The 12,312-nt window shown below is 69.2% G+C and carries 13 protein-coding genes and 1 pseudogene; 2 read left to right on the top strand and 12 right to left on the bottom strand.

The annotated features are described in order from the left end of the window. Positions 1-56 precede the first annotated feature (56 nt). From DFR72_RS40760 to DFR72_RS40735, 6 genes and pseudogenes are all read right to left on the bottom strand, one after another. Positions 57-563 (bottom strand): annotated as a pseudogene (locus DFR72_RS40760) (ATP-binding cassette domain-containing protein); the annotation flags it as partial. Positions 564-614: 51 nt separating this feature from the next. Further along, complete coding sequence (locus tag DFR72_RS40755; protein ID WP_090072541.1) at positions 615-1,052, bottom strand: SRPBCC family protein; 438 nt, start codon at positions 1,050-1,052, stop codon at positions 615-617. Between the two features lie 20 nt (positions 1,053-1,072). Next, positions 1,073-2,404 (bottom strand): SNIPE associated domain-containing protein, encoded by a 1,332-nt coding sequence (locus DFR72_RS40750; RefSeq protein WP_090072539.1) that lies wholly within the window; start codon positions 2,402-2,404, stop codon positions 1,073-1,075. A 95-nt stretch (positions 2,405-2,499) separates the two neighbouring features. Beyond that, positions 2,500-3,129, bottom strand: a complete 630-nt coding sequence (locus DFR72_RS40745) for an SNIPE associated domain-containing protein (protein ID WP_170176629.1) — start codon at positions 3,127-3,129, stop codon at positions 2,500-2,502. Between the two features lie 75 nt (positions 3,130-3,204). Next, positions 3,205-3,963: an LLM class flavin-dependent oxidoreductase gene (locus tag DFR72_RS40740; RefSeq protein WP_090072534.1), complete on the bottom strand. Its 759-nt coding sequence runs from the start codon at positions 3,961-3,963 to the stop codon at positions 3,205-3,207. A 41-nt stretch (positions 3,964-4,004) separates the two neighbouring features. Then, entirely contained in the window at positions 4,005-4,475 is a 471-nt protein-coding gene (locus DFR72_RS40735; protein ID WP_090072532.1) for a hypothetical protein, read from the bottom strand. Positions 4,476-4,618: 143 nt separating this feature from the next. Here DFR72_RS40735 and DFR72_RS40730 point away from each other — a divergent pair, with 143 nt between their 5' ends. Beyond that, complete coding sequence (locus DFR72_RS40730; protein ID WP_090072530.1) at positions 4,619-5,170, top strand: NlpC/P60 family protein; 552 nt, start codon at positions 4,619-4,621, stop codon at positions 5,168-5,170. Here the strand turns inward: DFR72_RS40730 and DFR72_RS40725 are convergent. After that, positions 5,160-7,994 (bottom strand): AfsR/SARP family transcriptional regulator, encoded by a 2,835-nt coding sequence (locus DFR72_RS40725; RefSeq protein WP_090072528.1) that lies wholly within the window; start codon positions 7,992-7,994, stop codon positions 5,160-5,162. The genes DFR72_RS40730 and DFR72_RS40725 overlap by 11 nt on opposite strands. Before the next feature lie 193 nt (positions 7,995-8,187). Then, positions 8,188-8,682 carry a G/U mismatch-specific DNA glycosylase gene (mug, locus tag DFR72_RS40720; RefSeq protein ID WP_211335721.1) on the bottom strand — a complete coding sequence of 165 codons (495 nt, stop codon included), beginning with the start codon at positions 8,680-8,682 and terminating at the stop codon, positions 8,188-8,190. A 38-nt stretch (positions 8,683-8,720) separates the two neighbouring features. On the opposite strand from mug, the gene DFR72_RS40715 reads away from it, so the two are divergent. Beyond that, positions 8,721-9,182, top strand: coding sequence for an HAD domain-containing protein (locus tag DFR72_RS40715; RefSeq protein ID WP_245983869.1), 462 nt, complete (start codon positions 8,721-8,723; stop codon positions 9,180-9,182). On the opposite strand, the gene DFR72_RS40710 is transcribed toward DFR72_RS40715, so the two are convergent. From DFR72_RS40710 to DFR72_RS40695, 4 genes are all read right to left on the bottom strand, one after another. Then, positions 9,179-9,490, bottom strand: coding sequence for a sunset domain-containing protein (locus tag DFR72_RS40710; protein ID WP_090072523.1), 312 nt, complete (start codon positions 9,488-9,490; stop codon positions 9,179-9,181). The genes DFR72_RS40715 and DFR72_RS40710 overlap by 4 nt on opposite strands. Positions 9,491-9,500: 10 nt before the next feature. After that, complete coding sequence (locus DFR72_RS40705; protein WP_090072521.1) at positions 9,501-9,950, bottom strand: hypothetical protein; 450 nt, start codon at positions 9,948-9,950, stop codon at positions 9,501-9,503. A 74-nt stretch (positions 9,951-10,024) separates the two neighbouring features. Then, positions 10,025-11,701, bottom strand: a complete 1,677-nt coding sequence (locus DFR72_RS40700; protein ID WP_245983868.1) for a bifunctional metallophosphatase/5'-nucleotidase — start codon at positions 11,699-11,701, stop codon at positions 10,025-10,027. 65 nt (positions 11,702-11,766) lie between these two features. Then, positions 11,767-12,282, bottom strand: a complete 516-nt coding sequence (locus tag DFR72_RS40695) for a hypothetical protein (protein ID WP_143086983.1) — start codon at positions 12,280-12,282, stop codon at positions 11,767-11,769. Positions 12,283-12,312: the final 30 nt, after the last annotated feature.

The raw sequence follows: 12,312 nt of genomic DNA, 5'->3' as shown, positions 1-12,312 counted from the left end.
AGCAGCACCGTGATGCCCTGCGTCCGGCACTCCTGCACCAACGTCCGCAGCACGCTCTCGCGTGCCAGCGGGTCGAGGTCCGCGAGCGGCTCGTCCAGCATCAGCAACCGCGGCCGCTTCCCCAGCGCCAGCGCGAGCGCGACCCGCGTCCGCTGGCCGCCCGAGAGCGTCCCCACCTTGGCCGCGAACGGCACCTGCGCCTTCTCGACGAGCTCCTCGGCGTACGCCTGGTCCCACCCCGGGTTCGCGTTGCGGCCGTACCGGAGCGTCTCGGTGACGGTGAACTGCGGGTACAACGGCTTGGCCTGCGTCAGGAACGACACCGACCGGTGCATCCCCCGCCCGTTCGGCTCGTCGCCGAACACCGAGATCCGGCCCGTCGTCGGGCGCAGCAGTCCGGTGATCATGCCCATCAGCGTGCTCTTGCCTGCCCCGTTCGGCCCGACGAGCGCGACGATCCGGCCCGCCGGGACCTCCAGCGAGCAGTCGCGCAACGCCCAGCCCCGCGAGTACTTCTTCCCCAGGTCCTCAGCCAGGACCGGCGGGTGCTCCCTCTGACTCATGGGAGCAACCGTATCACCCTTTCACTAGTTACCTAGTGAAAGGGTGGTGAATCAGGAGCGCCCTCTGGCCAGGTCGTCCAGACGCTGCAGCGTCTCCTTGTTGCGGGGCGTCAGCAGCAGGTCCTGCACGACGTTCGGCAGGATCGTCGACGGTCCGCGCACGACCCTCTCGGCCATGCGCACCTCCGTCAGCGACTCGGACAGCGCCCGCAGGGTGAAGGTGATCCGCGCCGCGCCCGCGGGCCAGAGCCGGGCGTCCAGTTCCAGCAGCCGGGGGGCCTCGCACCGCACCACCTCGGTCACGTCCTGGATGACCAGCGGCCACGGGCCCACGCTGTGGTGGATGCGGGTGCCGGGCTTGGGCCAGCCGGTGTCGACGTCGCGGATGTGCGACGCGCCCACCACCCAGCCCGCGTACGACCAGCCGTCGGCGAGCACGTCCCACACGTGCGCGACGGGTGCCTCGATGTTCAGGGTGACCTCAGCCATGCTGAGGACTACCCCGTGGATCAGGAAGCCATACTCTGCCGGTACTCCGCCGCCTCGGGTTCGAGGACGTACTCCAGCATCTGGCCGGAGTGCGTCTTCAGCAGCTCGCGGACGTCCTCGGGCGTGGCGTAGAAGAACTCGCGCCGCATGTTGACCCGGTTGACCCTGCGATCGGACAGCGCCTGGTGCAGCTTGGTCTCCAGGGTGACCGCGTCGGCCGAGTAATGCAGGATGTGGGTGTCGTAGCGGAACGGCACGGACGCGTCACCGAGTTCGAGCACGCGCTCCTCGGGATGCAGCCGCCTGGTCATCCCGATCTTGACCATCTTCGGCCCGAACGCACCCAGGTTGCTGATCACGTAGACGTACCCGGCCCGGATGTTCGCCTCGCGCTGGTGCACGCCCTCGATGCCGGAGACGACCTCGTCCAACTCGGACTGGAGCTTCTCCGCTCCGGCGACATCCCCCTTGGCCAGCAACGCCCGGCGGACGTTCTCCAGGTGCTTGCGCTCCTTCTCGAGCTTCTCCAGCTCGCGGCGGAACTCGGCCTGCGCCTTGGCCTCCTCGCGCAAACGCTCGCGCTCGGCGCGCTCGTCCTCCTTCTCCTCCTGCTTCTTCTGCAGGAAGTCCGCCATGAGTTCGAGCTCGCGCATGCGCAGCGCCTCGTAACGGTCGTTGATCTCGATGCTGAGCATCTTCCCGAGCTTCTCGATCACCTCGGCCGCGCGCACCAGCCGCTTCTTGGCGGCGTCGACGGAACCCGCCTTCATCACCCGCAGGCTGTTCTCGGCCTCGGAGTTGTACGAGCGCAGCATCAGCTTGCACCAGTCGGCGACCATCTTGGCGCCTTCCCTGCTGGACCCGTTGAAGGTGAAGTTGCTGCTGCCGGTGACCGCGGTCTTGTCCTTGATCATCTGCTTCATGGTGTCCTGCACGCGGTCGAGCTCGCGCTTGTACGCCTCGGAGTTCTCCAGCGGGTGGTGGTAGCGGAACACACCGGCGTCCTGGAACAGCAGCTCGTCGCTGAAAGGCACCAGCGTCTTCTGCGCGTCCGCCAGCTCGGCGCGCAACTGGGCCAGCCCCTGCTCGAAACCCTTCTTCTGCAACGCCAGCGCCTCGTCCTGCGTCCGCCGCTCGGCGGCCAGTGCGACCTGGTGCGCCTGTCTCTCACCGGCGTGCGCCTGCTGCAGGCCCGCGAGTTCGGCGCGCATGCGGTCGATCTCCTGGCGCACCTGGACGTGGTCGAGTCCGCCGATCTGCTGCAGGTGCGCACTCAACTGGTTGACCTGTGCCTGCAGTCCGCCGGCAGCCTGTTCCAGCGAAACGATCTTCTTCTGCTTGCTGCCGAACATGGGTGGGCCCCCTCGGTGCGACGACACGTATCGGCGTCATCGCGGAGCGCGCGATGGCTGTTAGACCAACCGGGCAAACCCACCCGAACGGACCATCAGGAAGCAATCCGGCGGGTGCGGCGGCTCTCCGCCCTGCGCTGCAGGTGATCAGCGGTGAGCTCGAGCTCATAAGTGCGCAAGGCCTGGTAACGCGGCGAGATGCGGAGCGCGAACGTCCCGCTGAGGCGTTCGATCGCCGACGCCGAGCGATCGAGCCGCCTCCTCGCCGCGTCCAGGCCACCGGCTCGCAGCATGCGCAGGCAGTTCTCGGCCTCGCAGTTGTACGAGCGGAGCATCAGCGCCGACCAGTCCTCGACGAGCCTGCGTCCGGTCGCGTCCGATCCGTTGTAGGTGACCTGCCCGCCACCCTCGATCGCCGCGCCGGTCTTGATCAGGGTCTTCATCTCGTCGTGGATGAGGTCCAGCTGCGCCTGGTGGTCCGCGACGGCGTCGGTGCGGAACACGCCTGCTCGTTGCAAGATCAGTTCTTCCTTCAACGGTCGCAGTTCGGCGCGCGCCTTGTCGATCCGGTGCCGCAGCGCTACTAGTTCGGCACCGGCTCTGTCGACCTCTTCCAGCGCGACGGTCTGCGCTGATCGGGCGTCACCGATCCGGGCGAGGAGTTCCTGCAGGCCCTCCACGGCCCGCTCCAGCTCAGCGATCCGGCGGTCTTTGCGCCCGAGCATGCTTACCTCCCCGTTCGGCGACGAAAGGCCCATGACCGTTCCATCGCACGGAGGAATCCGCCGTTATCTACGACGCTATGCACTCACTCCATCGAGTGATCCCACGAAACGGACGAACCCTTCCGGGTCCTCGCTCGTGGCGGACTGTTGCAGGATCACGCTGGTAGCGCCCGCGGCGGCCACCGAGGTGACCAGGTCCGTGACGAACGCGCGGTCCCGCGAGTCCGTCTCCACGTAGACGATCACGGGGTGCTCGCGGGTGGCGCTGACGGTCAGGACGCGTTCGAGGTCGGCCGACGCGTCGAGGATCGTGCCGTCGCCCACCTCGCCCGCCAGGTCCAGGGTCTTCTCGCCCAGGCCGCCCACGTACACGGGCATCGGCGCGGACGGCGGCCAGTCCAGTGCGACGCCGGTCAGCTTGACGTACCGGCCTTCGACGGTGACCCGCTCGCCGGCCAGCAGTGCCTTCAGCGCGTCGGTGTACTCGCGCAGCAACGTCAGCGGGGACGCCACCCGCGCGCCGACCTGGCCCATCCAGTCCTGCACGCCGTGGCCGACGCCGATCATGACGCGGCCGGGGAACAACCGGTCGAGCGTCGCCGCCTCCATCGCCGTCAGGGCGACGTTGCGCAACGGCACCGGCAGCAGGCCGACGCCGACCTTCAGCCGTGAGGTCCAGGCCAGGGCCGCCGAGGCGCAGGCGATACCGCTCTCCAGGAAGCAGTCCTCCCACAGCCACAGCGAGTCCACACCGGACTCCTCGGCCGCGAGGACGACCGGACGCAGGTTCTCGGGAGGGAGCTGGGGCCGGTAGACGGCGCCGAGTGTGATCACCCGACAACTACTACCGGCCTCACCTCAGATCAGCAACAACCTCAGCACCCGCAGTTGTGGTACGTGACGTCCCAGTGGTTCGACTCGAGGTAGTAGATGTTGCCCGCGTTCGACTTCCACTTGTTGCCGCCGATGGACGAGAAGCTGCCCTTGATGTAGTTGGTGACGCAGCTGGACAGCCGGTAGTCCACCTTGTACCCGTTCCAGTGCGAGTACGTGCCCGACGCGTGGCCGGTCTCCGTGCCGCCGGTGATGGTCAGCGCACAGCCCGACGCGCTCTTGAACGTCTTGGCACCCGCGATGGTCGTCTGGTTGATCTGCTCGAACGAGGTGCAGTTCGACCTGTTGCGGTCGCTGCACCCACCACTGGACGTCCAGGTGATGCCGGCCGCGCGCAGCTGCGCGGTGGCCTGCGAGTGGGTGTACTTCGCCGGGGCCGCCGACGCGACGGACGCGCCCATGATCAGAGCGGCGAACATCGCGACCACGGCTGCGATCGTGCGAACGAACATGTGCTCTCTCTCCTTATGCCCAAGGTGCGGCGAAACCTAGGAAGGAGCGGTAAAGGAAGGCCTAAACCAGCCTTAGGCCGATCTTTGGCGCCACCGTGGACAGTTCCGGTCATCACCGACAGCAAGTCGATCGGAGCTACACCATGCGCATTCGCCACGCAGTCGCGGCGACCGCGATCTCGCTGGGTCTGCTGGGTGGCCTGAGTGGCACCGCCCAGGCCGCACCGGAGGGTCCTGCCGAGCAGGAGACCTCCCTCTCGCAGGTCCAGGCGGCGGCCGGGTACGGCGGTTCGATCAGCCGCACCGAGGTCATCAAGCGCGCCAAGGACTGGTGGGACCGCAAGGTTCCCTACAGCCAGTCCGCCTACGCCTGGGACATCGGCAAGGGCAAGAAGTACCGCACGGACTGCTCCGGTTTCGTGTCCATGACGTGGAAGCTCACGACGAGCCGCAACACGTCCACTTTGGACGAGGTCGCCACCAAGATCTCCTGGGCGAACCTCAAGCCGGGCGACATGATCCTGCGCAACGGTCACGTGAAGCTGTTCGAGAAGTGGGCCAACTCGGCGAAGACGTCGGCGTGGATCTACGAAGAGGGCAGCACCGCGACGGACATGGACCACGAGACCGTCACCATCTCTTCGCTGAAGAGCGGCGGCTACGCCCCGTGGAAGTACAAGAAGATCACCGGCTGAGTGCGGGCGGGGCCCATTGAGCCGGCCACTGGCGCACCTCTCCCATCTCCCTGGTGCCCAGTCGCGTGAACAGGCCGGCGGCCTCGCGCCAGGAGCGGTCCGCGCCTTCGACGTCCCCCAGACGGGCGTGGACCGCTCCCAGGTCGCGCAGTGTCCGAGCCCGCCACAGCGGCAGGCTCAGCTCGTTCCACACCGGCATCAGGTCGGTCAGCACCACCCGCGCACCCGCGTGGTCTCCCGCCGCGAGCTTCCACTCTCCCAGCGTGCGGCGCATCAGGGCCTCGCCGAACCGGTCGCCGACGTCACGGCAGCCGTCCAGCGCCTGCTGGATCAGTTCCGCCGCTGGATCGAGAAAACCCTTGCGCAGCAGTACTTTCGCCCACGCCTGCGCGGTGTAGCAGCCGAGCAGTTCGTCGCCGGTGCCCGCGACCATCTCGTGGGCGCGCCGGATGTGGTCCTCGGCGTCGTCGAGCTCACCGCGGGCGCGGTGGACGAGCCCGATCCCGCGGGCGGCCAGCGCCTCACCCCGCCGGCTGCGGGCCCGGCGGTAGATGGTCTCGGCGAGCCGCAGCGTGCCGAACGCACCCTCGTCGTCGCCCAGTTCCCGTTTGATGGAGCCGATCCCGTACAGCGCGTGCGCTTCGCCCTCGAGGTCCTGGGCCTCCAGCAGCTCACGGGCCCTGCCCAGAGCCTCCAGCGCGCACGGGTACTGGCCCAGATCGCGGCACACCATGCCGATGCCGTTCATCGCGACGGCCTCGCCGCGCTGGTCGCCCAGGTTCACGAACAACGTCTTCGCGGTGTCGAACCACGACCGCGCCTGCTCCAGGTTGTCGCGCTTGTAGTGCATCTGCCCGAGGCTGCACCGCAGCACCGCCTCCAGCCGCACGTCCCCGGTCCTCCACACGGCCTCCAGCGCCGCCGTGTGTGTTCGTTCCCAGGCCTCGTAACGGTTCCTGAGCCCGAACCACGCGAACACCAGCACCTCGGCCAGCTGGCACGCCATCGCCGCCAGATCCAGTTCGGCAGCGCGTTCCACGAGCCTGGTCAGCAACGACTCCTCGCGGGCGAACCAGGCGTCCTTGTCGGTCGGGCGCGCCGCCGACGTGACGACGCCCAGCGAGTCCTGCATGCGCGGCACGGCGAGGAAGAGCTGTTCGGTCAGACCGTCCGCAGTGGACAGTGCGGCGACCACGGCCCGCCTGACCACGTCCTCGCGTTCCTGTTGCCCGTCCTCGGCCTCGGCGAGCTCACGGGCGTGCAGCCGCACCAGCTCGTGCATCCGATAGCGCGCGCTGCCGATGACGTCGAGCAGCCGCGCGTCGACGAGCTGGTCGAGCACGTCCTCGTCGAGCAGGTGCACCCACAGGAAGCTCGGCACCTCGGGCAGCCCGAGGAACCCGAAGATCCGGTAGGCGCGGCGGACGTTCTCGTCGAGCGCCCGGTAGGTCAGCTCCAGCCCGGCCCGCACCGCGAGGTCGTCCGCGACGAGCTCGTCGAGCCGCGACCGTTCGTCGGACAGCCTCCTGACGAGCTTCGACACCGGCCAGTGCGCCCGTCCGGCCAGCCGTGCGCCGGTGATCCGCACCGCGAGCGGCAGGTACCCGCACAGCCGCGCGACCTCCTGCGCCTGGTCGGGTTCCGCGGAGACCCGGTCGTCGCCGAGGATGCGCTGGAGCAGCGTGACGGCCTCGTCGCTGCTCAGCACGTCCAGCGGGACGCGCCGCACGCCTTCGAGCCCGCACAGCCTGCTGCGGCTGGTGATCAGCGTCAGGCAGCCGGGGCTGCCCGGCAGCAGCGGCCTGACCTGCGAGACGCTCGTGACGCCGTCCAGCACGATCACCACGCGCCGCCCGCTGACCCGCGCGCGCCAGAGCGCCGCCCGTTCCTCGGCGGACTCCGGGATCCGTTCGCTCGGCACGTCCATGGCGCGCAGCAACGCGTCCAGCGCGCCGGACGGCGAGTGCAGGTCCACGAACAGCTGCCCGTCCGGATACCGGTCGGCCAGCCGGTGCGCCGCGTGCACCGCGAGCGCCGACTTGCCGACGCCCGCCGGCCCCTCGATCCACCACACGCCGCCGTCGCCGTCGAGCAGCCTGCCGAGCTCCCGGTCGCGCCCGGTGAAGTCGCCCGCGTCGCGCGGCAGGTAGTTGCGGCGGCTGTCCCGCGAGCCTTCCAGCACATCGCGGTAGAGCTTCTGCAACTGCTCGCCGGGCTCGACGCCGAGCTCGTCGACGAGCACCTTGCGCGTCTCGCGGAACACCCGCATGGCGTCCGCCCGGCGCCCGGCCCTGGCGAGCGCCGTCATGAGCTGCCCGCGCAACCGTTCGGCCAGCGGGTACTCGGTGACGAACGCGCCGAGCCGGTCGATGAGCCCGGCGTGCCGGCCGAGCGCCAGTTCGGCGTCGACCCACGCCTCGGCGGCCGCGAGCCGTTGCACGTCGAGCGTCTGCGCGAACACGACCGGCGTGCCGCGCCAGAGCTGCAACGCCTGGCCGAGGACGTCGGCCTTCACCTTGAGGTCGGCCTCGTCGCCCGCTCTGCTCACGAGCTTGCGGAACGCGTGCAGGTCGACGCTCTCGGGCTCGGCGCTGAGCACGTACCCCGCCGCGCGGTGCTCGACCGGCAGCCCGGCCCGGCGCAGGCTGGAGATGTGCACCTGCAGCGACTTGCGCGCCTGTGGCGGCGGCTCCTCACCCCAGATGAGGTCGATGAGCCGCTCGACGGGCACGACCTTCCCGCACTCGACGGCCAAGACAGCTAGGATCTGCGCGGGCTTGGGCGGCACCGACGGCTCGACCGGCCCGAGAATCCTGACCTCCACTGTGCCCCCACCAGTGTTGAAGATTCACCGAGTCATGCACGGCATTGCCAAATTTTGACGCAGCCTGGCTTTCCGGGGTTCCACTTCTGGGTGAATGCACTCGAACGGACGCAGATCTGGATGCAACCAGACCAGACCCCACTCCGTCCAGCCCACTTTCAGTGGGCATGAATGTGAACTTTCGTCGCGGTTTCTAGATGCTCGCTTTGAGCCGCCCGAACTCCTCGGCCAACGCCGGTAACTGCCAGTGCGCGTTCAACCCGCTGGGATTGGGCAGGATCCACAGCCGAGCACCGCCCACGGCGTCCTGCTGCGCCCCCACCTGTGCTTTCTTGCGCCCGAAGGCCGCCCGGTACACCGTCACCCCGAGTATCGCGAGAACCTTCGGTGAATACCGCTCGACCTTTTCCGCGAGCTCGATCGCACCTTGCCGCATTTCGTCAATTGTCAACTCGTCGGCCCTGGCACTGGGCCGCGCGACGACGTTCGTGATGCCGAGCCCGAGATCGAGCAGCTTCTCCTGCTCGGCCGGCGCGAACTGGGACGGGGTGAACCCGGACAAATGCAGCGCGGGCCAGAACCGGTTTCCGGGCCGCGCGAAGTGGTGTCCCGTCGCCTCCGACACGAGGCCCGGGTTGATGCCGCAGAAGAGCACGTCCAGGCCGGGCTTGATCACGTCCGCAATCACGTGGCCAAGCCTACGAGGTCCGTCGTAGCGTGCCCGTTGTGGCCGCGCTCCCGATCCTCTTCCTCGACGTCGACGGCCCGCTGCTCCCGTTCGGCGACGGCGTCCCCGGCACGCCGGGCCTGGCCAGGCTCGACCCGACGCACGGCCCGTGGCTCACCGCCCTGCCGTGTGAGCTGATCTGGGCCACGACGTGGATGGACGAGGCGAACACGCACATCGCGCCCCTGCTCGGTCTTCCGGCGCTGCCGGTCGCCACCTGGCCGGACGACCCGGCCACCGAGGACGCGGACGCGCGCCAGGGCCTGCACTGGAAGACCCGCGGCCTGGTCGCGCTGGCGGGCACCAGGCCGTTCGCCTGGGTGGACGACGAGATCAGCGAGAAGGACCGTGCCTGGGTCACCGAGCACCACCACAAAGCCCTACTGCTCAAGGTGGACCCACGCCACGGCCTGACCGACGCCGGCTACCTGGAACTCGACGCCTGGCTGCGCGCCACCTAGGCGCTCGCGGGAACGCGCGGGCGAGGCGTCCACATCGTGTAACCGGCACGCCGCGCATCCTCCGGCGAATGGAAGAACGCGTCACCCTTCATGCGCTTGTAGTACGGCGATTCGGGGGTGTGGAACATCATCGTGCGCGAGTTCGCCTTGATCGCGGGCGCGGTGGCGGCGGGCTCCTCCATGATCGACAGGGACTGGACCTCGACGGCCGAGGACTCGCGTGAGCGCATGGTCAGCCAGGTCAGCAGGACGCCGGCGAGGAACGCGCCCGCGCACAGCAGGAACATCTGGAAGAAGAACCCGAACACCGAACAGCTCCTAGCCCGTAGTCGTGAAGTCCTCGTCGACGCGCAGTCCGGGGGCGGCCGAGCGCAGGGCGTCGCTCAGCGAGCCCGCGCGCTCCGGGTCCGCGACGCGTGCCGACGCGGTCACGTGTCCTTTGTGGACGACACCGGTGAAGTCGGTGACGCCGTGCTCCAGCACCACCGCGAGCAGTGACGCGGCCGCGGCCGGGGTGACGGGCATGCGTTCGCCCGCGTCGGGGGTGATCACGTCGGTGATGCGGTGGGCCGCGGTCAGCGCGCGCACGGCGTCCACGACCTCCTGCCGTTCCCCGGCCGAGATGGCGGTGCCCGCCAGCACGATCTCCGACGCGCGCACCGCGAGCACCAGCCGGCCGGACGGGACGGGACGCACCGCGAGACCCACCGAGGCGAGCAACGCCGGCACGACCACTGCACCGACGACAACGCGTTGCGGCAACTGCACGCGCTTGGACTATCCCATCCGGCCGACCGGGTGCCAGCGCCTCGGGCGGAACCCCCAGGACACCGCGCCCGAATTCACTCGTTCGTGGACACCACTACGGGTTCGCCAGCGACGACCAGGCGCCAGTCCGCACCGGCGAACGAGGCGGGGTCCAGCACGCCCGCTGCCTTGACCCAGTCGATCAGCAGCTCGCGGACCTCCTGCTGCTGGTTGTGCAGCACGGGTGCCGAGGCGATGTGCGGGAAGTCGCCGCCGCCCGCCTGCCGGTAGTTGTTCACGGCCACGGCGAACTCGAACGAGTCCTCGACCGGCACCCCGCCGTACGACAGGCCGAGGATCCGCGACCCGGCCGGGCGCGAGACGTCGATGTCGTAGGTCAGCGGCTCCGTCAGGCCGTAGGCGATGTCGAAGTTGTAGTCGGGCACGTCGTTCGAGATCTCGGCGGCGGAGAACGGGCCCGGCGAGGACACCTGCCGGAAGTACCGCGCCGACTCCTCCAGGAGGTCGCGCACCTGCCCGCCGGTCATCCGCACGCCGACCAGCGTGTTGTCGAAGATGTAGAGCCCGGCGACGTCCCGGATGGACACCTCTCCCGCCGGGATCGCCGCCGCCCGGTTGAAGGGCGCGCACAGCGACAGCACGGGCAGCGACGTGGACTTCGCGATCTCCAGCGCCTGCACGTGGTTGATGAACCGCAGCGCGGGCGTGTCCTCGAACCGCGACCGCGCAGCCGACATCGCCGAGGCGCAGGTCCCGATGTGCGAGTTGACGTACGACATGACTCGCTCGTGGTCGTGCCGCAGCAGCCGCACGATCCGCGGGTCCTCCTCCACCGAGGCCGAGGACAGCACGGACGACCGCGACGTCACCAGTTGCCAGTGCTCGTCGTGGCGCAGGTCGAACTCCATCACCGACAGCCGCTTGCCCGAGAACAACGGCTCGGTGAGCAGCACGGGCCGCCCGGTCACCTTGTTCGTCACGAACCGCGAGGGGATCTCCACGTGCGCGTGGCCGACGAGGACCGCGTCGATGCCGGGCACGGTCTCGGCCAGCAGTTCGGAGCAGTTCTCCGGGAACGGCACCTGGTCGCCCAGCGACGACGACAGATCGGCCCCGGAGTGCGCCACGACGATCACCAGGTCGGACTTGTGCCGGAGCTCCGGCACCCAGTGCAGCGCCTGCTCGACCAGACCGGGGAACGTCAGCACCCCGTCGACGTGGGCGCGGTCCCACACGGCGATGCCGGGGTTCGTCAGCCCGAGGATGCCGACCCGCAACGGCGGCCCGCCCGTGCGCCACAGCGTCTTCACCACGTACGGCTGGAACGCGGGCAGGCCGGTCGCCACGTCCAGGGCGTTCGCCGCCAGCAGCGGGAACTCCAGCTGCCGCTCGAAGGTCCGCAGCACGGACAGCCCGTAGTTGAACTCGTGGTTCCCCAGCGCGGCGGCGGTGTAGCCGATGGCGTTCATCGCGGCGGCCATGGGATGCGTGTGCGCACCGCGCGTGATCGGCTCGACCTTCGCGTAGTAGTGCGCGAGCGGCGTGCCCTGGATGGTGTCACCGGCGTCGAGCAGCAACGTGCGATGCCGCCCCACGGCCGCGCGCACGTCGTTCACCAGGGTCGAGATCTTCGCGAGCCCGACGTCGTTGTGCGCGAAGTCGTCGTACTCGCGGTTGAGGTAGTAGTCCCAGTTGAACAGGTTGCCGTGCAGGTCCGTCGACCCCATCACAGTCAGTGTGAACGTGCGCACGCCGCTCACCTCCGGTTGTGGTCGGGCTGATCACCCGACCATAACCGCTCACACTTGACCCCAAATCACCTCGCGGGAGGGGCCTGTCCGGCCCGCTGGCCGCGCTGACCAGGTTCGACGACGCTCGAGGCGACGGACTTGCCGTCTTCTGTGGTGGCGATCACCGTCACGGTGTCCCCCTTCTCGACACCTTCGGCCACGGTGTCCGCGTCGACCACGTAGGTCTTCGTGTAACCGTCGGTGGACTTCACCTCGACGGACGAGTCGCTGATCGCGGTGACCTCACCGGTCTGGAACTCGCCGTGCGTCGTGGTGCCGGTCCCGAGGCCGAAGCCGCCGCGCATGCCGCCCTGGCTGTCCGGCGGTGCGCCGCCCATGCCGCCGGGTCCCATGCCCCCGGCACCGGTCTGCTGGTTCGTGCCGCTGGCGGCGTAGATGGCGACGCCACCGGCACCGGCGATCGCGACGGCGATGGCCACGGCCGCCACCGTCTTCTTGACGTTCCACGCCGGGCGACCGGACTGCTCGGCGGGTTCGGCGGGCTGGGGTGCGCCCCACTCCGGGGACTGTTGTTCGGTCATGAGAGCCACCGTGTCGGCGCCGGCTGTGCC

The organism is Lentzea flaviverrucosa (assembly GCF_003350445.1).
In the GTDB taxonomy this organism is placed as follows: Bacteria; Actinomycetota; Actinomycetes; order Mycobacteriales; family Pseudonocardiaceae; genus Lentzea; species Lentzea californiensis.
The sequence above is the reverse complement of the archived record's forward strand: the minus strand, read 5'-3'. Positions and strand labels throughout refer to the sequence as shown.

Coding starts and splice junctions, on each gene's coding strand:
- DFR72_RS40755 (WP_090072541.1), bottom strand. CDS start 1,052: ATGGCTGAGGTCACCCTGAACATCGAGGCACCCGTCGCGCACGTGTGG.
- DFR72_RS40750 (WP_090072539.1), bottom strand. CDS start 2,404: ATGTTCGGCAGCAAGCAGAAGAAGATCGTTTCGCTGGAACAGGCTGCC.
- DFR72_RS40745 (WP_170176629.1), bottom strand. CDS start 3,129: ATGCTCGGGCGCAAAGACCGCCGGATCGCTGAGCTGGAGCGGGCCGTG.
- DFR72_RS40735 (WP_090072532.1), bottom strand. CDS start 4,475: ATGTTCGTTCGCACGATCGCAGCCGTGGTCGCGATGTTCGCCGCTCTG.
- DFR72_RS40730 (WP_090072530.1), top strand. CDS start 4,619: ATGCGCATTCGCCACGCAGTCGCGGCGACCGCGATCTCGCTGGGTCTG.
- DFR72_RS40695 (WP_143086983.1), bottom strand. CDS start 12,282: ATGACCGAACAACAGTCCCCGGAGTGGGGCGCACCCCAGCCCGCCGAA.